Raw genomic sequence first — 21237 nt, 5'->3', positions numbered from 1 at the left:
TGGCTGGGCAGGCGCCCTCGGCGGTATGCAGGGACGGCACCATTGACCATAATGGCGCATTCGAATTCCCTGCCCCCGGAAGGATTTCCCGTGAGCCAAGCTCTTATCACTGCGTTGCAGAACCCAGCCCTCTACCCTCACCCCGTGGATGGGTTCCAACTCATCGAGACGCATATCTCCTGGGTCCTGCTCACTGGCGAGTACGCCTACAAGGTCAAGAAACCGATGAACTTCGGCTTCCTCGACTTCACCAACCTGGCTCAGCGCGAGCATTTCTGTAACGAAGAACTGCGCCTGAACCAGCGCCTGACCGAAGGCCTGTACCTGGAAGTCTTGCCGATCACCGGCAGCGCCGAAGCACCGCAAATCGGCGGTGAGGGTGTGGCTATCGAATACGCGCTAAAAATGCGCCAGTTCCCCCAGGGGCAAATGCTCAGCACCCTGCAAGCCAACGGCGAGCTCAACGCCGAGCACATCGACCAGATGGCCCGGCAGATTGCCGAATTCCACCTGCAGACCCCCAAGGTCCCGGCTGAGCAACCTTACGGCTCACCTGAAAGCGTGATGGCGCCGGTCGAGCAGAACTTCGAACAGATCCGACCGTTCCTCAGCGACAAGGCCGACCTGTTGCAACTGGATAACCTTCAGGCCTGGGCACGCAGCAGCTTCGAGCGGTTGAAAGGCCTGTTCGAAGCGCGCAAAGCCAACGGTTTCACCCGCGAATGCCACGGTGACATCCACCTGGGCAACGCCACCCTGATCGACGGCAAGGTGGTGATCTTCGACTGCATCGAGTTCAACGAACCGTTCCGCATGACCGATGTCTGGGCCGACACCGGCTTCCTCGCCATGGACCTGGAAGATCGCGGCCTCAAGTGCCTGGCGCGCCGCTTCATCAGCCAATACCTGGAGCTGACTGGCGACTATGAAGGCCTGGAAGTGCTCAACTTCTATAAAGCCTATCGCGCTCTGGTACGGGCCAAGGTGGCACTGTTCAGCATGCCGGCCAATGCCGATGGCGTGCAGCGGGCCACGACCCTGCGCACCTACCGCAACTACGCCAACCTGGCAGAAAGCTACAGCGCCATCCCTTCGCGGCTGCTGGCTATCACCCATGGCGTCTCGGCAGTGGGCAAGAGCCACGTGGCGATGCGCCTGGTCGAGGCCCTGGGGGCCGTTCGCGTGCGCTCAGATGTGGAACGCAAGCGCCTGTTCGGCGAACAGCCACACGCGAACGCTGGCCAGCTGACTGCCGGCATCTATGACCAGCAGGCCAGTGCTGCCACCTACCAACGGTTGCACGAGGTGGCGGCGACCATTTTGCGGGCCGGCTTCCCGGTCGTGCTGGATGCCACCTACCTCAAGCATGCACATCGTCAGGCTGCGGCGGATGTCGCCAACCAGACCGGCGTGCCCTTCCTGATCCTCGATTGCCAGGCACCGGAAGCGGTCATTGCCAGCTGGCTGGCGCAGCGCCAGGCCGAAAACACCGACCCGTCGGACGCTACGCTGGAGGTGGTCAAGGCGCAGCAGGCCAGCCGTGATGCGCTGAGCGAGGAAGAACAGCGGGTCAGCAAGCGCGTCGACACTCAAGACGCTGCCAGCATGGATCAGGTGATCGAGCAGGTGCGTCAGCGCTTGCCAGGCCTGTAAGGCTGCCGGCCTCTTCGTTTAGCCGCGAAGAGGCCGCTACTGACAAGCCCCAAGGCCCCGTATCCCGGCCTACTCGTCGCCACAGATGGCAAAAAGCCGCGCATTTTCCAACCCCCGCTACACTCCTCTCTGACCTGCTCGCGATTTATCCCCCAAGACCCGTTCAGCCATCGCAAGGAGGCTCGATGAACGATGAATTGCAGCATCTGAAGAATCTTGGCAAGACCTCTGCGCAGTGGTTGCACGCGGCCGGTATCCACAGTGCGTCGGATTTGCGCCGCCTGGGTGCGGTTGGTGCGTACCAGGCCGTGAAAACGCGGGGATTCCGGGCCTCTAAAGTGCTGTTGTATGCCATAGAAGGCGCTTTGTTGGACATGCACTGGAATGATTTGCCGATCGAACGAAAGGAAGCGCTCAATCAACAACTGGATGCAAAAAACCCTTCGCAAAAAAATTCGAAATAAACGTGCGAGGGGGATTGACTCCGAAATGAGAATCGTTATGATTATCACAACTGGTCGCGAGACTGGTTGGATAAACTGAAAGCCCCTGGTTCGGACTCTCAGATTATCTCCTCATCAGGCTAATCACGGTTATTGACCCGGCTCTTTGCCGGGTCTTTTTTTGCCTGGCGGTTTTGCACCGCGCGCGGGTGACAGCGCCGATACCCGTAACGTTACTTGCGCAGTTGAGCGCAATAGTCCTGTTCAGGCATGGCTGCCGTGTACCACACATAATCAGCCATGCCCGCCTCGACCGTCTCGCCCACCTCTGCCAGCAGCAACACCGCGCTGCGCCCCTGCGCGCCCAGGTCAGCCAGGTGCAACGGCACCCCCAGATCCTTGCGCACATGGTACGCACCAGCCAGCAGCAAGGCCGGCTGCGGGGCCTTCATCAACCGTTCGGCCATTCGCCTGTCGCGCTGCTGCTGAACGGCAAGCATGGCCGGCAGCTGGCTTTGTGGCAGCAAGCCGCAGTGCCCGGCACGCACCTGCTCAAGCAACGCGGCCTTGACTCTAGGCGCATTGGACTGTGCCCCCGGTAACGGAACCGGGTGCCGGTAGGCGTGGCGCATCTGCCCAGGTGAAAGGTTGGCGGCCAGCAGCGGGATGCCGTGTTGCAAGGCCTGCGTCACCAGCGGGCCGTACAACTGCCAGTCCCAGCCCTCTTCCCACGCCAACGCCTTGGGCAAGTCCGCGGGCAACTGTGGCTGAGCCTCAAGTTTGTCGACCAGCGGCTGCTGTTCAGGCTGCAGCATCTCCATCAACAGGCTACCTTGAACGCGCCGGCTCTGCAGGGCCTGCAACAACCACAACTGCAGTGCGTGGTGGTCGGGGTTGTCGTGCTTCTCCCCTACCAGCACACGCGGCGCATCGGCCAGCCGCGTGACCAGTTGTTCTGGGCTGATGAGCTGCCCGCTGGCCAGGTCTTTGATTTGCCCCAACTGCGCATGCTCGCGCCCTTCAGTACTCTGCCAGCCAGGCAACGGCGGCAGGCTGGCCTGGCATCCGCCCAGCGCCAACACCAGGCACAGCGAAAGACCGGACAGCAATGGATGGCGCATCGGTAATCCCTCCTAACGCGTGATGATCAGCGGATGGCCCCGCTCCGGATGAGCCTGTACCAGCACATCGATACCGAACACCGCCTTCAATGCCCCAGGCGTCAGCACTTCGTCGGGGGATGCCAGGGCATGGCAGCGGCCCTGTTCGAGCAACAGGATACGGTCACAGTAGCGTGCCGCCAGGTTCAGGTCATGCAGGATCACCAGCACCGCAGCGCCTCGGTCGGCAAAGCATCGTACCGCTTGCAGGGTCGTGTGCTGATGCAGCGGGTCGAGCATCGAGGTCGGCTCGTCAAGCAGCAGCGTAGTACCCAGCTCACCTGGCCACAGCTGCGCCAGCACACGGGCCAGGTGCACCCGCTGCCGCTCACCGCCCGACAACGCCAGGTAGCTGCGCCCCAGCAGGTGCCAGGCATCCGCCGCACGCAAGGCCGCTTCGACGATCTCGGCGTCCCGCACCTGGCCACTGCCATGCGGCATCCGCCCCATGCCCACCACTTCCTCGACCCGGAACGAAAAGCCCAGGCTGGACACCTGCGGCAGCACCGCCAGGCACTGTGCCCGCGCCTGACCGGCCCAATCGGCCAAGGGCCGGCCCTGCAAGGTCACCCGGCCCTGGCCTGGCGCCAATTCGCCACACAACACCCCCAGCAGGCTGCTCTTGCCCGCCCCATTGGGGCCGAGCACGCCCACTACCTGCCCTGGGTTCAATTGCAGGTGGATATCATGCAAAACCTCGTTGCTTCCCCGCCGCAGGTGCAGGCCCTCGACTTGCAACATCAGCTGCGCCCTCGAATCAGCAAAATCAGGAAAAACGGCGCCCCGATGAAGGCAGTGACAATGCCGATCGGCAGTTCGGCAGGCGCCAGCACCAGCCGCGCCACCAGGTCGGCGAACAGCATCAGAACGCCCCCGGCCAACAGCGAGGCGGGCAACACCACGCGGTGGTCGGGCCCTGCCAGCAGGCGCACCAGGTGCGGTACCACCAGGCCGATAAAACCGATCAGCCCTGCGGCGGCCACCGCCGCCCCCACCCCTAACGCGGTGCAGAACACCAGTTCGCGCTTGAGCCGCTCCACCTCGATGCCCAGGTGCCGTGCCTCCGACTCCCCTAGCAGCAAAGCGTTAAGCGCTCGCGCCCGGCGCGGCAACCACAGCGCTACGCCGGCAACCACCATCAGCAGCGGCCACAGCCGCTCGTAGCTGGCGCCGTTGAGGCTGCCCAGGTTCCAGAAGGTCAGTGTGCGCAAGGTGGCATCATCGGCCAGGTAGGAGAACAGGCCCACCGCCGCGCCCCCCAGTGCTGTCATCGCCACACCGGCCAGCAACATCGTGGCGACATTGGTCTGGCCGTCACGCCGCCCCAGGCGATAGACCAGTGCGGTCACCCCAAGCCCCCCGATAAAGGCACACAGCGACAACAGATAAGGCGCGAGCACCTCCGGCATTCCGCCAAACCAGCTGCCGCCCACAATGGCCACCGCAGCGCCCATTGCGGCTCCGGCGGCGACGCCCACCAGCCCAGGGTCAGCCAGCGGGTTGCGGAACAGGCCCTGCATGGCCACACCCGACAACGCCAGCACCGCACCGACCGCTAGCCCCAGCAGCGTGCGCGGTAGGCGAATCTGCCCGAGGATCATCTCGGCCTGCTGCAGGCCATCGCCGGCCACGGGCAGGCCCAGCAACCGCAGGCCGGCACGCAAGGTATCGAACAGCGGCAGGCTGACTGGGCCCAGGGCCAGGGACAGCCACACCGCCAACAGGCACAGCAGGCTCAGGCAGACGATCAGTGTGCGTGGCTGTACGCGCTGCTTCATTGCGCGAAGCTGACCTTGGCCGCCGGGTAGAAAGCACCAGCCAGCGTGCGCAGGGTCGCTGGCAGGCGTGGCCCAAGCCCGCCCACCAGCAGCGTTGGGTCGAGCGACACCAGGCGTTGCTCATGCACCGCGCGGGAGGCCGCCAGCGCCGGGTTCTCCTTGAGCAGCGCCTGCAGGGCTTGCTCGTCGGCCAACGCACGGTCGGAGAACACCACCACATCCGGGTCCAGCGCTGCCAGCGCCTCGTTGGAGAAGTTCTTGTAGCCCTGATGCTGCGCCAGGTTGCGCGCCCCGGCCTGGCGCAGCAGCCAATCGCCGGCAGTGCCTTGGCCTGCGATCAACGGCTTGGCACCGGCATGGCCGACCAGCAGCAACACCCCGGGCGCTTTCTGGCCTGCCTGGGCTTGCTTGACCTTGGCCTGCAGGGCATCCAGCTGCTGGCGATAGTCCGCTGCCAGCTCAGTGGCTTGTTGCTCAGCGCCAAGCAATTGCCCCAGATGCTTGAGGTTTTCATCCACCGCATCGAGCTCGGCCCTGCTCGAGAACAGTTCGACCCGCACGCCAGCCTTGCGGATCTGCGCCAGCACCGGTGGTGGGCCCATTTCTTCAGTGCCTATCAGCACGTCAGGGCGCAGGCTGAGAATGCCTTCGGCGGACAACTGGCGCTGATAGCCCACGCTCGGCAGCGCCTTCAATGATTCAGGGTGCTGGCTGGTGGTATCGACACCGACCAGACGCGATTCGCCGCCCAGCGCAGTGACCCACTCGCTCAGCGCGCCACCCGCGCTAACCCAACGCTGCGGCAATTCGGCAGCCAGGGCCTGGGTGGAAAGCACTAAGCCTGCGCACAGGGCGATCAGGGCGGCGGGACGGCGCATCATCGGATTTCCTTCTGAAGGCGGGCCGCGCGCCTTGTGGCGGGCGGCGTAACTGCGCACCATAGACGGCTGGGCGCATCGAATGCGGGCAATTTGATAATTATTCGCATTGAAGCGTCAAGCCATCACTTGTTTCATGAGCCGTCCTAGCCATGCACTTCCTTTGTACCTCCAGCGCGTTGGCCGAGGGCCACAGCCGCGCCTTCAGCGTAGACGGCGTCGACCTGCTCGGCGTGCGCCGCCAGGGCCAGGTGTACCTTTATCGCAACCGCTGCCCGCACCGGGGCATCCCCTTGAATTGGGCTGCGGATGCCTTTCTCGATGACAGCGCCAGCCTGATTCACTGCGCCCATCATGGCGCCTTGTTCCTGATAGAAAGTGGCGAATGCGTGGCCGGGCCTTGCGAAGGCGACGGGCTGCAGAGCCTGGGCTGCCATGAAGACAGCCAAGGCATCTGGCTCAAGGGTTGAGCAGCACCGGCAATCGGCGGTCGATGACGATGCGTTCGGCATCCAGTTGAGTGCCGTAGGCCAACACCTCCACCCCATCAGCCGCGGCAACGCGCAATGCCTGGGCGTAGGCCGCGTCGATTTCCTCTGCCGGGCGCACGGCGTCGATCCCGGTCAGGTTCACGCAATACAGCTGCACCGCTCGAATACCCTGGCGGGCCAACGTTGCCAGTTCGCGCAGGTGCTTGGCGCCGCGTTGGGTGACGGCGTCGGGGAAGGCGGCGACGCCAGTGTCCGGGTAGCCCAGGGTCACGCTCTTGACCTCGACATAGGCCGGGCCGGTGTCGAACTCCAGGCGAAAATCGATGCGGCTGCCCTCTTCGCCATAGGCCACTTCACGCCTGAGCGCAGTGAAACCGGCCAGTTCGCTGATGACCCCTGCACGCAACGCTTCTTCAACCAGCGCATTGGCGCGCCCGGTGTTCACGCAGGCCAGGCGCCCCTGGGGCGTTTCGCTGATTTCCCAGGTGCCCGGCAGCTTGCGCTTGGGGTCGTTGGAGCGGCTGAACCACACCTGCCCGCCTTCGCGCATGCAGTTGAGCATGGACCCGGTGTTCGGGCAGTGAATGGTCAACTGCTCGCCATTGGCCAGTTCGATGTCCGCGAGAAACCGTTTGTACCGGCGCAGCAGGCGCCCCTGCTCAAGTGGCGGAAAGAACACCCTCAGCCCTGCCAGCTGCGCAAGCCGCGGGCGATACGCTGCACCGCCTGCTCCAGGCGCGGCAGGCTCTGGGTGTAGGCAAAGCGCACATGATGCCCGGCCAGATGGCGGCCAAAATCCAGGCCAGGGGTAAATGCCAGGTGCTCGGTTTCGAGGAAGTGCCGGCAGAACGCGAAGGCATCACCGCCAAAGGCGCTGATGTCGGCATACAGGTAGAAAGCCCCCTGGGGCTCCACCGCAATGCCAAAGCCCAATTCGCGCAGGGCAGGCAACAGGTAGTCGCGACGGCGGGCAAACTCGGCACGACGCGCTTCCAGAATCGCCAGGGTTTGCGGCTGGAAACACGCCAGCGCGGCATGCTGGGCCATGCTCGGTGCGCTGATGTACAGGTTCTGCGCGAGTTTTTCCAGGTCCGCCACCGCGCCAGGTGGTGCCACCAGCCACCCCAGGCGCCAGCCGGTCATGCCGAAATACTTGGAAAAACTATTGAGCACAAAGGCGCCATCGTCCACTTCCAGCACACTCGGGGCGTCCATGCCGTAGGTCAGCCCGTGATAGATCTCGTCCACCACCAGGTGGCCGTGGCGTTCACGGGTGGCACGCGACAGGCTGGCCAGCTCGTCACGGTTCAGCACCGTTCCGGTGGGGTTGGCCGGCGAGGCGACCAGGGCACCGACCGTGTCCTTGTCCCAGTGGCGCTCGACCAAGTCGGCGGTCAGTTGATAATTGACCTCCGGCCCCACCGGCACCAGTTGCGCGCCACCTTCTACCAAGCGCAGGAAGTGCCGGTTGCACGGGTAGCCAGGGTCGGCCAGCAGCCAGTGCTTGCCCGGGTCCACCAACAGGCTGCTGGCCAGCAACAGCGCGCCCGAGCCACCCGGAGTGATCAGAATGCGCTCGGGGTCGACACTGAGCCCGTAACGCTGCCCATAGAAGCCGGCGATGGCCTCACGCAGCGCCGGCAGGCCACGGGCGGCGGTATAGCGGGTGTGGCCTGCGGCCAATGCGGCCTGGCCAGCCTCGACGATAGGCGCCGCCGTGGTGAAGTCCGGCTCGCCGATTTCCAGGTGGATCACATCAAAGCCGGCCGCTTGCAGCTCGTTGGCCCGCGCCAGCAACGCCATAACGTGAAAGGGTTCGATGGCGCGACTGCGCGCACTGTATGGGTGGGCCATGACCTTCTCTCAATTGGGTCTAAACTGGAGATTCTACCTCTGCATGCGACCGAACGTGTGGCTCGCGCCGCTGTCAATTAGCAGGATCGGGCGGGGTAGCGCACCCCCGATCTATCTGGTAAGTTCGGCGGCTCGCAGTCGCAGGGCCGGCGGGTGCCGGAGATGGAGCATCCTGCGCATTGGATCAGATGAGTAAGAGGCGGTCTATTCATGTCCACCGTAGAAAAGCAAAAAACCAGTCAGTCCATGTACGGTGTAGAGCCCTATAAAGAAACCAAGGGCGAGGAGTACATGGGGGAGCCCATGCGCAAGCATTTCACCAAACTTCTGGGTGCCTGGAAGCTTGAGTTGATGACGAGCGTGGACCAGACCGTGACCCACATGAAGGACGAAGCGGCCAACTTCCCTGACCCGGCCGACCGTGCCAGCCAGGAAGAGGAATTCGCCCTTGAACTGCGCAACCGCGACCGCGAGCGCAAGCTGATCAAGAAGATCGACAAGACCCTGCAGAAGATCCAGGACGAAGAATACGGCTGGTGCGACTCCTGCGGCATCGAGATCGGCCTGCGTCGCCTCGAAGCCCGTCCGACCGCCGACCTGTGCTTCGACTGCAAGGAAATCGCGGAGAAAAAGGAAAAAACCGTCGGCAAAGGCTGACCCTTTTCCCATCCGAACGGGGCGCATCTTGCGCCCCGTTTCATTTTCAGACGCACGACAACCATGAACGACTCCAGCTACATCGGGCGCTTCGCCCCTACCCCCAGCGGGTTTCTGCACTTCGGCTCGCTGGTCGCCGCCCTCGCCTCCTGGCTCGATGCCCGCGCCGTCAACGGCCGCTGGCTGCTGCGCATGGAAGATACCGACCCGCCCAGGGAAATGCCCGGCGCCCGCGATGCCATCTTGCAGACCCTGGAACGCTACGGGCTGGAATGGGATGGCGAGGTGGTGTTCCAGAGCCTGCGTCATGACGCCTATGCGGCAGTGGTCGATCGCCTGTTCAACATGGGCCTGGCCTATGCCTGTACCTGCTCGCGCAAGCAGCTGGAAGGGCACAACGGCATTTACCCAGGCTTGTGCCGCAACGCCGGGCATGCGCGCGAAGGCGCGGCGATTCGCCTAAGGGTGCCGGAGCTGATCTACCGTTTCACTGACCGGGTCCAGGGCGAGTTCCAACAGCACCTGGGCCGCGAGGTGGGTGACTTCGTCATCCAGCGCCGCGACGGGCTGTATGCGTACCAACTGGCGGTGGTGCTGGACGATGCCTGGCAGGGTGTTACCGATATCGTGCGCGGTGCCGACCTGCTCGACAACACACCGCGCCAGCTGTACCTGCAAGAGCTGCTAGGGTTCTCGCAGCCGCGTTACCTGCATATTCCGCTGATCGTGCAGCCGGATGGGCACAAGCTGGGCAAGTCGTACCGCTCGCCGCCCCTGCAGGCGGAGCATGCTACACCGCTGCTGTTGCGGGCATTGCGGGCGCTGGGGCAGGAAGCAGATCCCGACTTGCTGCTGGCAACGCCGGCTGAAGTGTTGGCGGTAGCCCGCAAGCAGTGGCGGCCGGAGGCGATTGCGCAGCGGCCTACCGTGCCAGAGGCTGATTTGCACTGAGTCCTCCACGGCCTCTTCGCGGGCAAGCCCGCTCCCACAGGATTTCCACCGTACTTCCAAGCGGTGCAGTACCTGTAGAAGCGGGCTTGCCCGCGAAGAGGCCCGCACAGGCAACCTACCGCTCAAAAACAAAAGCCCAATAATTTCAAACCCTTGGCTAACCCCACCGATTCCCGCTAGCATCCGCCCAATCTTTTGCGCCAATAATAAGTCCAAGCCCGCAGCGCCCAACCATCGAGGCCAGCATGTACATCTATCGTTTGGTCCTGCTTCTGGTCGTGGGGATCTACCTGTTCTCCCCGGCCATCATGGACTGGTGGATCGAACCGACCGGAGCCTGGTACCGCCCCTACCTGCTCTGGCTGATCCTGATCGTCGTCACCTTCATCCTGCAGAGCCAACGAGATGCCGATGAGCTTTAGCCTGACCCAGATGATCCTGATCAGCGCCGCGTACCTGATGGTGCTGTTCGGCGTGGCCTGGATCAGCGAGCGCGGGCTGATTCCCCGTTCGATCATTCGCCACCCGCTGACCTACACCCTGTCGCTGGGCGTGTATGCCAGTGCCTGGGCCTTCTATGGCTCGGTCGGCCTGGCCTACCAGTACGGCTATGGCTTCCTGGCCTGTTACCTGGGGGTCTCCGGGGCCTTCCTGCTGGCGCCGGTGCTGCTCTACCCGATCCTCAAAATCACCCGCACCTATCAGCTATCGTCACTGGCCGACCTGCTGGCGTTTCGTTTCCGTAGCACCTGGGCCGGCGCGCTGACCACCCTCATCATGCTGATCGGCGTCTTGCCATTGCTGGCCCTGCAGATCCAGGCAGTCGCCGATTCGATCAGCATCCTGACCGGCGAGCCCGTCAAGGCAAGGGTGGCATTCGCGTTCTGTGCGCTGATCATCCTGTTCACCATCTTCTTCGGTTCGCGGCATATCGCCACGCGCGAGAAGCACGAAGGGCTGGTGTTCGCCATTGCCTTCGAGTCGGTGATCAAACTGCTCGCCTTGGGCGGTATCGGGCTGTACGCCTTGTACGGCGTGTTCGGCGGCCCGCACGAGCTGGAAGTCTGGCTGCTGCAGAACCAGACCGCCCTGGCCGCACTGCACACCCCGCTGCAGGAAGGGCCATGGCGTACCCTGCTGCTGGTGTTCTTCGCCTCGGCCATCGTCATGCCGCACATGTACCACATGGCTTTCACCGAAAACCTCAACCCGCGCTCGCTGGTCAGTGCCAGCTGGGGCCTGCCGCTGTTCCTGCTGCTGATGAGCTTGGCCGTGCCGCTGGTGCTGTGGGCCGGCCTGCGCCTGGGCGCCAGCACCAACCCGGAGTACTTCACCCTGGGGCTCGGCATCGCGGCCAACAACAAGGCGCTGGCGCTGCTGGCCTACATCGGCGGGCTGTCAGCCGCTAGCGGGCTGATCATCGTCACCACCCTGGCGCTCTCGGGCATGGCCCTCAACCACCTGGTGCTGCCGCTCTACCAGCCGCCAGCCGAAGGCAACATCTACCGCTGGCTGAAGTGGACCCGTCGCGCGCTGATCGTCGCCATCATCACTGCCGGCTTCATGTTCTACCTGACCCAGAACAACCACCAAAGCCTGGCCAACCTGGGCATCGTCGCCTTTGTCGCCACCTTGCAGTTCCTGCCGGGTGTGCTCTCGGTATTGTACTGGCCGACCGCCAATCGCCGCGGTTTCATCGCCGGCCTTTTGGCCGGCACCCTGGTGTGGATGGTGACCATGCTGCTGCCGCTGCTGGGCAACCTGCAGGGCTTCTACATCCCGCTGCTGGACATGATCTATGTGCTCGACGACACCAGCTGGCACATGGCGGCCATCGCCTCGCTGGCGGCCAACGTCTTACTGTTTACCCTGATCTCGCTGTTTACCAATGCCAGCAGCGAAGAGGTCAGCGCCGCCGAAGCGTGCGCAGTGGACAACGTGCGCCGGCCCCAGCGCCGCGAGCTGCATGCGGCCTCGCCCCAGGAGTTCGCCACCCAGCTGGCCAAGCCGCTGGGCGCCAAGGCCGCACAGAAGGAAGTCGAACAGGCCCTGCGCGACCTCTACCTGCCGTTCGACGAGCGCCGCCCCTATGCGCTGCGCCGCCTGCGCGATCGCATCGAGGCCAACCTCTCGGGCCTCATGGGCCCGAGCGTGGCCCAGGACATGGTCGAGACCTTCCTGCCCTACAAGTCCGGCAACGAAAACTATGTCACCGAAGACATTCACTTCATCGAGAGCCGGCTTGAAGACTATCACTCGCGCCTGACCGGCCTTGCCGCCGAGCTCGACGCCCTGCGCCGCTACCACCGCCAGACCCTGCAAGAACTGCCCATGGGCGTCTGCTCCCTGGCCAAGGACCAGGAGATCCTGATGTGGAACAAGGCCATGGAAGAGCTCACCGGCATTGCAGCCAAGCACGTGGTAGGGTCGCGTCTGGTGACCATCGGCGAACCCTGGCGCGGCCTGCTGCAAGGCTTCATCGACGTGCCCGACGAACACCTGCACAAACAACGCCTGGCCCTCGACGGGCAACCCCGCTGGCTGAACCTGCACAAGGCCGCCATCGACGAGCCACTGGCACCGGGTAACAGTGGCCTGGTGCTGCTGGTCGAAGACCTGACCGAAACCCAGGCCCTGGAAGACAAGCTGGTGCACTCCGAGCGGCTGGCCAGCATCGGCCGCCTGGCCGCAGGCGTGGCCCACGAAATCGGCAACCCGATCACCGGCATCGCTTGCCTGGCGCAGAACCTGCGCGAGGAGCGCGAGGGCGACGGCGAGATCACCGAGCTGTCGAGCCAGATTCTCGAACAGACCAAAAGGGTCTCGCGCATCGTCCAGTCGTTGATGAGCTTCGCCCATGCCGGGGGCAGCCACCAGAACAGCGAAGAGCCGGTGTGCCTGGCCGAAGTGGCGCAGGATGCCATCGGTCTGCTGGCGTTGAACCGGCGCAATTTCGAAGTACAGTTCTTCAACCTCTGCGACCCGGAACATTGGGCCGAAGGGGATCCCCAGCGCCTGGCCCAGGTGCTGATCAACCTGCTCTCCAATGCCCGCGATGCGTCGCCGCCCGGCAGCGCCGTGCGCGTGCGCAGCGAAGTCAGCGAGCACACGGTCGATCTGATCGTCGAGGACGAGGGCAGCGGGATACCGAAAAGCATCATGGACCGCCTGTTCGAACCCTTCTTCACCACCAAGGACCCGGGCGAAGGAACCGGACTGGGGCTCGCTCTGGTCTATTCCATCGTGGAAGAGCATTATGGGCAAATCACCATCGACAGCCCGGCCGACATCGAACGGCAACGTGGCACCCGGATCCGCGTGACCCTGCCCCGGCATGTCGTAGCGACGTCCCCTGAAATTCGAGACCGTCGAGAGAATTGAATCAATGCCGCACATTCTGATCGTCGAAGACGAAACCATCATCCGCTCGGCCTTGCGTCGTCTGCTTGAGCGGAACCAGTACCAAGTCAGCGAAGCCGGCTCGGTGCAGGAAGCCCAGGAACGCTTCAGCATTGCCACCTTCGACCTGATCGTCAGCGACCTGCGCCTGCCCGGCGCACCTGGCACCGAGCTGATCAAGCTCGGCCAGGGCACCCCGGTGCTGATCATGACCAGCTATGCCAGCCTGCGCTCGGCAGTGGACTCGATGAAAATGGGCGCGGTGGACTACATCGCCAAGCCCTTCGACCACGACGAGATGCTCCAGGCCGTGGCACGCATTCTGCGCGACCGGCAAAGCGCACCCGCTGCTGCACCGGCCGCCGAGCCGCGCAGCAACGGCAAGGCCGCCGCTGCCGACAAGGGCAGCAGCGCGTCTGCCAATGGCGAGATCGGCATCATCGGCTCGTGCCCGCCGATGCAGGACATGTACAGCAAGATCCGCAAGGTCGCGCCGACTGACTCCAATGTGCTGATCCAGGGCGAATCGGGTACCGGCAAGGAGCTGGTCGCCCGCGCCCTGCACAACCTGTCACGCCGGGCCAAGGCACCGATGATTTCGGTGAACTGCGCGGCCATTCCCGAGACCCTGATCGAGTCCGAGCTGTTCGGCCACGAAAAAGGCGCCTTCACCGGCGCCAGCGCAGGGCGCGCCGGGCTGGTGGAAGCGGCGGACGGCGGCACCTTGTTCCTCGACGAAATCGGCGAATTACCGCTGGAAGCGCAGGCGCGCCTGCTGCGCGTGCTGCAGGAAGGCGAAATTCGCCGGGTGGGCTCGGTGCAGTCGCAAAAGGTCGACGTGCGCCTCATCGCGGCAACTCACCGCGACCTGAAGAACCTGGCCAAGGCCGGCCAGTTCCGTGAAGACCTTTATTACCGCCTGCATGTGATCGCCCTGAAACTGCCCGCCCTGCGTGAGCGCGGCAGCGACGTCAACGAGATTGCCAGCGCCTTCCTGGCGCGTCAGAGCGCGCGCATCGGCCGTGATGACCTGCATTTTGCCGCCGACGCCGAGCAGGCCATTCGTCACTACAGCTGGCCGGGTAACGTGCGCGAGCTGGAAAACGCCGTGGAGCGTGCGGTGATTCTCAGCGAGAGCGCGGAAATTTCTGCCGACCTGCTGGGCATCGACATCGAACTGAGCGACCTGGACGACGACGACATCCTCGACAATGCCCTGTCCGTGGCCGGTGCCGGCAATGCCAGCCATGAGCCCACCGAGGATTTGTCGCTGGAGGACTACTTCCAGCACTTCGTCCTTGAGCACCAGGACCACATGACCGAGACAGAGCTGGCACGCAAGCTCGGCGTCAGCCGCAAATGCCTGTGGGAACGCCGCCAGCGCCTGGGCATCCCGCGGCGCAAGAGCAACGCTACCAGCGAGTAATACTCTGCGGGCCTGACTGGCCCTTTCGCGGGCAAGCCCGCTCCCACAGATGCTTGTGGGAGCGGGCTTGCCCGCGAAAGGGCCGGCAAAACCACCACGCACACCCCAGGTAACACATCAGCACCCGCAAAAATCTGTTACCCAAGCTTTCAGGCGTAACAGTTCCCGAGGTGTACGGTAACGAAATCCCACCATTTTCAGCCCGGCCAGATCCTCCAAAAACCTTCAAACCCTTGATTTCATTGGGTTTCGAAAAGTTGGCACGGCACCTGCTATATGCTTAGTACAAAAACAATAACAAGCACTGCAACTCAGAATAAGAACAAGACGAAACGGCTCACGCACAATAAAAACAAGACGGCGGAGGCGCAGCTAACTGATTCTTTTGGAGAGGATGCGTGTTTGGGGCTTGCCCCACGACCAGGTAGAGAACAACAAAAACTGCACTAAAAAGCAGCGCCTGAACTGGTTGGATCGACAGATCAACGTGACATCAGCGGCCAAAGCAATCCGTTTGCTCTTTACCCCTGGATTAGGGGTCGTCCACAAGCTTTGCGATTTGTGGACAGGGCACTCAACAAAAACAAGAAGCCCAGCAAAAAAATAATAAGAGCACGCAACGACTTCTTGGGGAGCTTAGGCTCCCCTTGTCGTTTCTCCCTTCTGGCAGGCATCCTGCTACCCGCCTACACCATTCCTTGAGTAAATGCTAGAATCCCCGCCCATCATGCGGCCATTCTCCTATTCTTGGCCGAACATTCCTTCAAACAGTGCATCCCATGCTGAAGAAGCTGTTCCAGTCGTTCCGCCCACCCGTACCGGGCCAGCACCACAGGCGCACCACGCCCGAGGTGATCAACAAGAGCCAACACTCGCTGCAACGCCACCAGTTCAGCCGCCATGCGGTGAACATCGTAGAGCGCCTGCAGAGTGCGGGCTACCAGGCATACCTGGTCGGTGGCTGTGTCCGCGACCTGATGCTGGGCATCACGCCGAAAGATTTCGACGTCGCCACCAGCGCCACGCCCGAGCAGGTCCGTGCCGAGTTTCGCAACGCGCGTATCATTGGTCGCCGCTTCAAGTTGGTCCACGTGCATTTCGGCCGTGAGATCATCGAAGTCGCCACCTTCCGCGCCCACCACTCCGATGACGACCAAGGTGATACCCACCGTTCGTCGCACAATGCCAGTGGTCGCATCCTGCGTGACAACGTGTACGGCACCTTGGAAGAAGACGCGCAACGCCGCGACTTCACCATCAATGCCCTCTACTACGATCCGGTCAGCGAGCGCATCCTCGATTACGCCAACGGCGTGCACGATGTGCGCAACCGCCTGTTGCGCCTGATCGGCGACCCGACCCATCGCTACCAGGAAGATCCGGTGCGCATGCTGCGTGCCGTGCGTTTCGCCGCCAAGCTCGACTTCGGTATCGAAAAGCACACGGTTCAACCGATCCGCGAGTTGGCCCCGCTGCTGCGCGAAATCCCGCCTGCGCGCCTGTTCGAGGAAAGCCTCAAGCTGTTCCTCTCCGGCCAGGGTGCGATTGCCTTCGAAATGCTGGTCGACCTGCAGTTGTTCGAGCCCTTGTTCCCCGCCAGTGCGCAAGCCCTGGACGAGCGCCCGACCTACACGCACACCCTGATCAGCCAGGCACTGAACAACACCGATCTGCGCGTCAAGCAGGGCAAGCCCGTCACACCGGCCTTCCTCTTCGCCGCGCTGCTCTGGCCAGCCCTGCCGGCCCGTGTACTGCACCTGCAGAACCAGGGTGTGCCGCCGATCCCGGCCATGAACGGTGCGGCTCACGACCTGATCGCCGAACAGTGCGCGCGCATTGCCATCCCCAAGCGCTTCACCCTGCCGATCCGCGAGATCTGGGACATGCAGGAGCGTCTGCCCCGTCGCAGCGGCAAGCGCGCCGACCAGTTGCTCGACAACCCGCGCTTCCGGGCCGGTTACGACTTCCTGCTGCTGCGTGAAAGCGCTGGCGAGGAAACCGACGACCTCGGCCAATGGTGGACTGACTACCAGGATGCCAATGACAGCGAACGCCGCGACATGATCCGCGAGCTGGGCAGCCGCGACGAAGGCACCAGCGCAGGCCCGCGCAAGCGCAAACGTAGCCCCAGCAAGCGCAAACGTGGTGGCGACGAGGCATCTGAGTGACCACGCGCGCCTACATCGGCCTGGGCAGCAACCTGGATGCACCTGCAGAACAACTGCAAAACGCCTTCCAGGCGCTCGACCAGGCCGTTGGCACCCGCCTGGTGGCCACCTCGAGCCTGTTCACCAGTGACTCGCTGCTGCCTGGCCAACCGCGTTACACCAACGCGGTGGCGGCGCTCGACACCTCGCTCGAACCGCTGGCCCTGCTCGACGCCCTGCAGGCGATAGAAAATGACCAGGGCCGTGTGCGCAAGGAGCGTTGGGGCCCGCGCACACTCGACCTGGATATCCTGCTGTTCGGCGATCATCTGATCGACGTGCCGCGCCTGCAGGTACCGCACTACCACATGCACGCCCGCGCCTTCGTGCTGTACCCACTGGCCGAACTGGTGCCAGACGGCTTCTGCCTGCCCGATGGCCGCGACCTTGGGCAACTGCTCAGCGCCTGCCCGTTCGTCGGCCTCGAGCGCCTGTAATACGGGCGTTCCAGGCAAGGGTAACGCCAGTAACACCCTGTTCGTAACAATGCGGTAACAGGGTGATTGACTTCCCACACCTCGCTCACGACTATAGGCGTCCCGTGTGGCACCCAAGTGCCGCATACCCGTATTTAGGCCCGGACGAACCTGTGCCCGAACATCACGCGCGATGATGTGCCGCTCCGGAAGATGACTACACGCGTTGTATGCAGTCGTTTTAACAGCGCCTGAACGAGGATTTTCCTACATGCCTGAAGTAACCCTGACCACCCTGCATGGCCTCAAGGCCAAGGGTGAAAAAATCACCATGCTGACCTGCTACGACGCCACCTTCGCCAAGGTCGCCAGCCAGGCCGGTGTCGAAGTGTTGCTGGTGGGCGACTCGCTGGGGATGGTCCTGCAGGGCCACGACAGCACACTGCCCGTCAGCACCGCGGAAATGGCCTACCACACCGCCTGCGTCAAGCGTGGCAACGATGGCGCGCTGATTCTGGCCGACCTGCCGTTCATGGCGCACGCCACCCCCGAGCAGGCCTTCGCCAACTGCGCCACGCTGATGCAGGCCGGCGCCCACATGATCAAGCTCGAAGGCGCCGCCTGGCTGGCCGAGACCATTCGCCTGCTGGCCGAGCGTGGCGTGCCGGTGTGCGCGCACATGGGCCTGACGCCACAGACCGTCAATGTGCTGGGCGGTTACAAGGTGCAGGGCCGTCAGGAAGCCCAGGCGCGGCAGATGCGTGCCGATGCCATTGCCCTGGAGCAGGCCGGCGCGGCCATGTTGCTGCTCGAATGCGTGCCGAGCGAACTGGCAGCGGAAATCACCCAGGCCGTGAGCATTCCGGTGATCGGCATCGGCGCCGGCAGCGCCACCGATGGCCAGGTACTGGTACTGCACGACATGCTCGGCCTGTCGCTGAGTGGCCGGGTACCGAAGTTCGTGAAGAACTTCATGGCCGGCCAGCCGGACATCGAAAGCGCCCTCGCCGCCTACGTCACAGCGGTCAAGGACGCAAGCTTCCCCGCCAGCGAACACGGGTTCAGCGCATGAACACAGTCAAGACCGTCCGCGAACTGCGCGCCGCCGTTGGCCGCGCTCGCGGCGAAGGCAAGCGTATCGCGTTCGTGCCGACCATGGGCAACCTGCACAGCGGCCATGCCGCCCTGGTGACCAAGGCCGCCCAGCGGGCTGACTTCGTCGTTGCCAGCATCTTCGTCAACCCGCTGCAGTTCGGCGCCAACGAAGACCTCGCCACCTACCCGCGCACCCTGGCCGCCGACCAGGAACGGTTGCTCCAGGCCGGCTGCAACTTGCTGTTTGCCCCGACTGTCGACGAGATGTACCCCGACGGCATGAGCGTGCAAACCCGGGTCAGCGTGCCGCAACTCTCCGAAGGCCTGTGCGGCGCCAGCCGGCCAGGGCATTTCGAGGGCGTGGCGACGGTGGTCAGCAAGCTGTTCAACATGGTCCAGCCAGACCTGGCCGTGTTCGGCGAGAAAGACTTCCAGCAGCTGGCGGTGATCCGCGCCATGGTGCGCGACCTGAACATGCCGATCCAGATCATCGGCGAGCCGACCGTGCGCGCCGAGGATGGCCTGGCGCTGTCGTCACGCAACGGCTACCTCACGCCCGAGCAACGTGTTACCGCGCCTGCGCTATACCGCACCCTGCAGCACATCGGGGCGGCCCTTGGTCGTGGGCAGCGAGACTTTGCGGCACTGGTAGCCGAAGGCCAGGCGCAACTGAGCGCCGCGGGTTTTCGTCCGGACTACCTGGAAATTCGCCACGCCGTGAACCTGCGCCCGGCCATGATCGATGATCGGGACCTGGTGGTGATTGCTGCGGCTTACCTGGGTAACACCCGGTTGATCGACAACCTGTACCTGCACGTGGAAGACAAGACCGCGTGATGCAGCCCGGAAGGGGCAGCAAATGCCCCTTCATATCCTGTCACGCCTGCCCATTCCCCCCGCGCCGCCTTTGCCTATAATGACTGCCTGCAACTGACAGCCAAGGCCAATGTCCAAGGCCTCACAACGCACCAAGGAACCTTCCGCAATGGCGTATTACCGTACTCCTCATGATGTGACGGCCCTGCCCGCCTGGCAGGCGCTCCAGCAACACCGCGACGCCATGCAAGACTTCAGCATGCGTGACGCCTTCGCCGCCGACGCCCATCGCTTTGACCAGTTCTCCCTGAGCAGCTGCGGCCTGTTCCTCGACTACTCGAAGAACCTGATCAACGAGCAAAGCCGGGACCTGCTGGTGAACCTGGCCAACGAAGTCGGCCTGCAAGAGGCGATCAAGTCGATGTTCAGCGGCGAGATCATCAACGCCTCCGAAGGCCGCCCGGTGTTGCACACTGCCCTGCGCCGCCCGGTGGGTGACAAGCTCAGCGTCAACGGCGTCAACGTGATGCCCGAAGTGCACAAGGTGCTCAACCAGATCACCGAGCTGGTCGGGCGCATCCACGACGGCCTGTGGCGCGGTTACAGCGAAAAACCGATCACCGACGTGGTCAACATCGGCATCGGCGGCTCGTTCCTCGGCCCGGAGCTGGTCTCCGAAGCACTGCTGCCCTACGCGCAACGCGGCGTACGCTGCCATTACCTGGCGAACATCGACGGCAGCGAGTTCCACGAACTGTCGGCCAACCTGCGCGCCGAAACCACCCTGTTCATCGTCTCATCGAAGTCGTTCAATACCCTCGAAACGCTGAAAAACGCCATGGCCGCGCGTACCTGGTACCTGGCCCAGGGCGGTTCGGAAGCGGAGCTGTATCGCCACTTCATCGCCGTCTCCAGCAACAAGGCCGCCGCCGTGGCTTTCGGTATCCGTGAAGAGAACATCTTCCCGATGTGGGACTGGGTGGGCGGGCGCTATTCGCTGTGGTCGGCCATCGGCTTGCCGATCGCCCTGGCCATCGGCACCGCCAACTTCAAGGAGCTGCTGTCTGGCGCCTACACCATGGATCAGCACTTCCAGACCGCGCCGTTCGACAAGAACATGCCGGTGCTGCTGGCCTTGCTGGGCGTCTGGTATGGCAACTTCTGGGGCGCCCGCAGCCACGCGATCCTGCCGTATGACCACTACCTGCGCAACATCACCAAGCACCTGCAACAGCTGGACATGGAGTCCAACGGCAAGAGCGTGCTGCAGGACGGCACGCCAGTGCAGACCGACACCGGCCCGGTAATCTGGGGTGGCGTGGGCTGTAACGGCCAGCATGCCTACCACCAGTTGCTGCACCAGGGCACCCAGCTGATTCCGGCCGACTTCATCGTGCCGGTGGTGAGCTTCAACCCGGTTGCCGACCACCATCAGTGGCTGTACGCCAACTGCCTGTCGCAGAGCCAGGCGCTGATGCTCGGCAAGACCCGTGACGAGGCCGAGACCGAACTGCGCGCCAAGGGCCTGAACGAAGCCGACATCGAGAAGCTGGCCCCGCACAAGGTGATCCCGGGCAACCGCCCGAGCAACACCCTGGTGGTCGAGCGCATCAGCCCGCGCCGCTTGGGCGCACTGGTGGCGATGTATGAGCACAAGGTCTTCGTGCAGAGCGTGATCTGGGGCATCAACGCCTTCGACCAATGGGGCGTGGAGCTGGGCAAAGAGCTGGGCAAGGGTGTCTACCAGCGCCTTGTCGGCAGCCAGGAAGACAGCGCCGAAGATGGCTCGACCCAGGGCCTGATCAACTACTTCCGCGGCCGTCACCGCGGCTGATCTGAAACCTTCGCCGGCCACTTCGCGGGCAAGCCCGCTCCCACAGATACTGCACAACCATCAAGCACTGTGCGGTCCCTGTGGGAGCGGGCTTGCCCGCGAAGAGGCCAGCACAGGTTGAACAGCTCTCCCAGCTACACTGTCCTATCGAATAGCCGTTGCAGTCCATCGCCCCTTAC

Annotated in this window: 19 protein-coding genes; 13 read left to right on the top strand and 6 right to left on the bottom strand. The window is 63.6% G+C overall.

What is annotated here, in order from left to right:
* The first annotated feature begins 90 nt into the window (after positions 1 to 90).
* Together OGV19_RS27590 and OGV19_RS27585 are read left to right on the top strand one after the other, a co-directional pair.
* On the top strand, positions 91 to 1653 hold the full coding sequence (locus tag OGV19_RS27590) for a bifunctional aminoglycoside phosphotransferase/ATP-binding protein (protein ID WP_264311549.1): 1563 nt from the start codon (positions 91 to 93) through the stop codon (positions 1651 to 1653).
* A 185-nt stretch (positions 1654 to 1838) separates the two neighbouring features.
* Entirely contained in the window at positions 1839 to 2117 is a 279-nt protein-coding gene (locus OGV19_RS27585) for a TfoX/Sxy family protein (RefSeq protein WP_264311548.1), read from the top strand.
* A gap of 212 nt (positions 2118 to 2329) precedes the next feature.
* Here the strand turns inward: OGV19_RS27585 and OGV19_RS27580 are convergent, their stop codons facing one another.
* From OGV19_RS27580 to OGV19_RS27565, 4 genes are read right to left on the bottom strand one after another with little or no spacing between them, the layout of a single operon-like run.
* A complete protein-coding gene (locus OGV19_RS27580) occupies positions 2330 to 3217 on the bottom strand; it encodes a ChaN family lipoprotein (protein WP_264311547.1) in 888 nt (295 codons plus the stop codon).
* Between the two features lie 12 nt (positions 3218 to 3229).
* Complete coding sequence (locus OGV19_RS27575; protein WP_264311546.1) at positions 3230 to 3997, bottom strand: heme ABC transporter ATP-binding protein; 768 nt, start codon at positions 3995 to 3997, stop codon at positions 3230 to 3232.
* Positions 3997 to 4980 carry a FecCD family ABC transporter permease gene (locus OGV19_RS27570; protein ID WP_264314019.1) on the bottom strand — a complete coding sequence of 328 codons (984 nt, stop codon included), beginning with the start codon at positions 4978 to 4980 and terminating at the stop codon, positions 3997 to 3999. Before OGV19_RS27570 ends, OGV19_RS27575 begins: the two co-directional genes overlap by 1 nt.
* 50 nt (positions 4981 to 5030) lie before the next feature.
* Complete coding sequence (locus OGV19_RS27565) at positions 5031 to 5915, bottom strand: heme/hemin ABC transporter substrate-binding protein (RefSeq protein WP_264311545.1); 885 nt, start codon at positions 5913 to 5915, stop codon at positions 5031 to 5033.
* Positions 5916 to 6064: 149 nt separating this feature from the next.
* Between OGV19_RS27565 and OGV19_RS27560 the strand changes: the two genes are divergently transcribed.
* The gene (locus OGV19_RS27560) at positions 6065 to 6382 is read left to right on the top strand and encodes a Rieske (2Fe-2S) protein (protein ID WP_264311544.1); all 318 of its coding nucleotides are present in this window, start codon (positions 6065 to 6067) and stop codon (positions 6380 to 6382) included.
* On the opposite strand, the gene sfsA is transcribed toward OGV19_RS27560, so the two are convergent.
* Together sfsA and OGV19_RS27550 are read right to left on the bottom strand one after the other, a co-directional pair.
* Entirely contained in the window at positions 6372 to 7082 is a 711-nt protein-coding gene (gene sfsA / locus OGV19_RS27555; RefSeq protein WP_264311543.1) for a DNA/RNA nuclease SfsA, read from the bottom strand. The genes OGV19_RS27560 and sfsA overlap by 11 nt on opposite strands.
* A 2-nt stretch (positions 7083 to 7084) precedes the next feature.
* Positions 7085 to 8257: a pyridoxal phosphate-dependent aminotransferase gene (locus OGV19_RS27550; protein ID WP_264311542.1), complete on the bottom strand. Its 1173-nt coding sequence runs from the start codon at positions 8255 to 8257 to the stop codon at positions 7085 to 7087.
* Positions 8258 to 8467: 210 nt separating this feature from the next.
* Here OGV19_RS27550 and dksA point away from each other — a divergent pair, with 210 nt between their 5' ends.
* From dksA to pgi, 10 genes are all read left to right on the top strand, one after another.
* Entirely contained in the window at positions 8468 to 8914 is a 447-nt protein-coding gene (gene dksA / locus OGV19_RS27545; protein WP_046854085.1) for an RNA polymerase-binding protein DksA, read from the top strand.
* Between the two features lie 63 nt (positions 8915 to 8977).
* Complete coding sequence (gene gluQRS / locus OGV19_RS27540; RefSeq protein WP_264311541.1) at positions 8978 to 9865, top strand: tRNA glutamyl-Q(34) synthetase GluQRS; 888 nt, start codon at positions 8978 to 8980, stop codon at positions 9863 to 9865.
* Positions 9866 to 10110: 245 nt separating this feature from the next.
* Positions 10111 to 10287, top strand: coding sequence for a hypothetical protein (locus tag OGV19_RS27535; protein WP_003250005.1), 177 nt, complete (start codon positions 10111 to 10113; stop codon positions 10285 to 10287).
* The gene (locus OGV19_RS27530; RefSeq protein ID WP_264311540.1) at positions 10271 to 13246 is read left to right on the top strand and encodes a sensor histidine kinase; all 2976 of its coding nucleotides are present in this window, start codon (positions 10271 to 10273) and stop codon (positions 13244 to 13246) included. The genes OGV19_RS27535 and OGV19_RS27530 overlap by 17 nt, the downstream gene beginning before the upstream one ends.
* 4 nt (positions 13247 to 13250) lie before the next feature.
* Positions 13251 to 14690, top strand: a complete 1440-nt coding sequence (locus OGV19_RS27525; RefSeq protein WP_264311539.1) for a sigma-54-dependent transcriptional regulator — start codon at positions 13251 to 13253, stop codon at positions 14688 to 14690.
* 779 nt (positions 14691 to 15469) lie between these two features.
* The gene (locus tag OGV19_RS27520; protein WP_264311538.1) at positions 15470 to 16858 is read left to right on the top strand and encodes a polynucleotide adenylyltransferase PcnB; all 1389 of its coding nucleotides are present in this window, start codon (positions 15470 to 15472) and stop codon (positions 16856 to 16858) included.
* Positions 16855 to 17334: a 2-amino-4-hydroxy-6-hydroxymethyldihydropteridine diphosphokinase gene (gene folK, locus OGV19_RS27515; protein ID WP_264311537.1), complete on the top strand. Its 480-nt coding sequence runs from the start codon at positions 16855 to 16857 to the stop codon at positions 17332 to 17334. Before OGV19_RS27520 ends, folK begins: the two co-directional genes overlap by 4 nt.
* 250 nt (positions 17335 to 17584) lie before the next feature.
* Positions 17585 to 18385: a 3-methyl-2-oxobutanoate hydroxymethyltransferase gene (gene panB / locus OGV19_RS27510; RefSeq protein WP_264311536.1), complete on the top strand. Its 801-nt coding sequence runs from the start codon at positions 17585 to 17587 to the stop codon at positions 18383 to 18385.
* Positions 18382 to 19245 carry a pantoate--beta-alanine ligase gene (gene panC / locus OGV19_RS27505; RefSeq protein ID WP_264311535.1) on the top strand — a complete coding sequence of 288 codons (864 nt, stop codon included), beginning with the start codon at positions 18382 to 18384 and terminating at the stop codon, positions 19243 to 19245. Before panB ends, panC begins: the two co-directional genes overlap by 4 nt.
* A 148-nt stretch (positions 19246 to 19393) precedes the next feature.
* Entirely contained in the window at positions 19394 to 21058 is a 1665-nt protein-coding gene (gene pgi / locus OGV19_RS27500) for a glucose-6-phosphate isomerase (RefSeq protein WP_264311534.1), read from the top strand.
* Positions 21059 to 21237 lie beyond the last annotated feature (179 nt).

It is taken from the genome of Pseudomonas putida, assembly GCF_025905425.1.
Classification (GTDB): Bacteria; Pseudomonadota; Gammaproteobacteria; order Pseudomonadales; family Pseudomonadaceae; genus Aquipseudomonas; species Aquipseudomonas putida_AF.
Note: the sequence above shows the minus strand (reverse complement) of the source record. Positions and strands in the feature narration are given on the sequence as shown.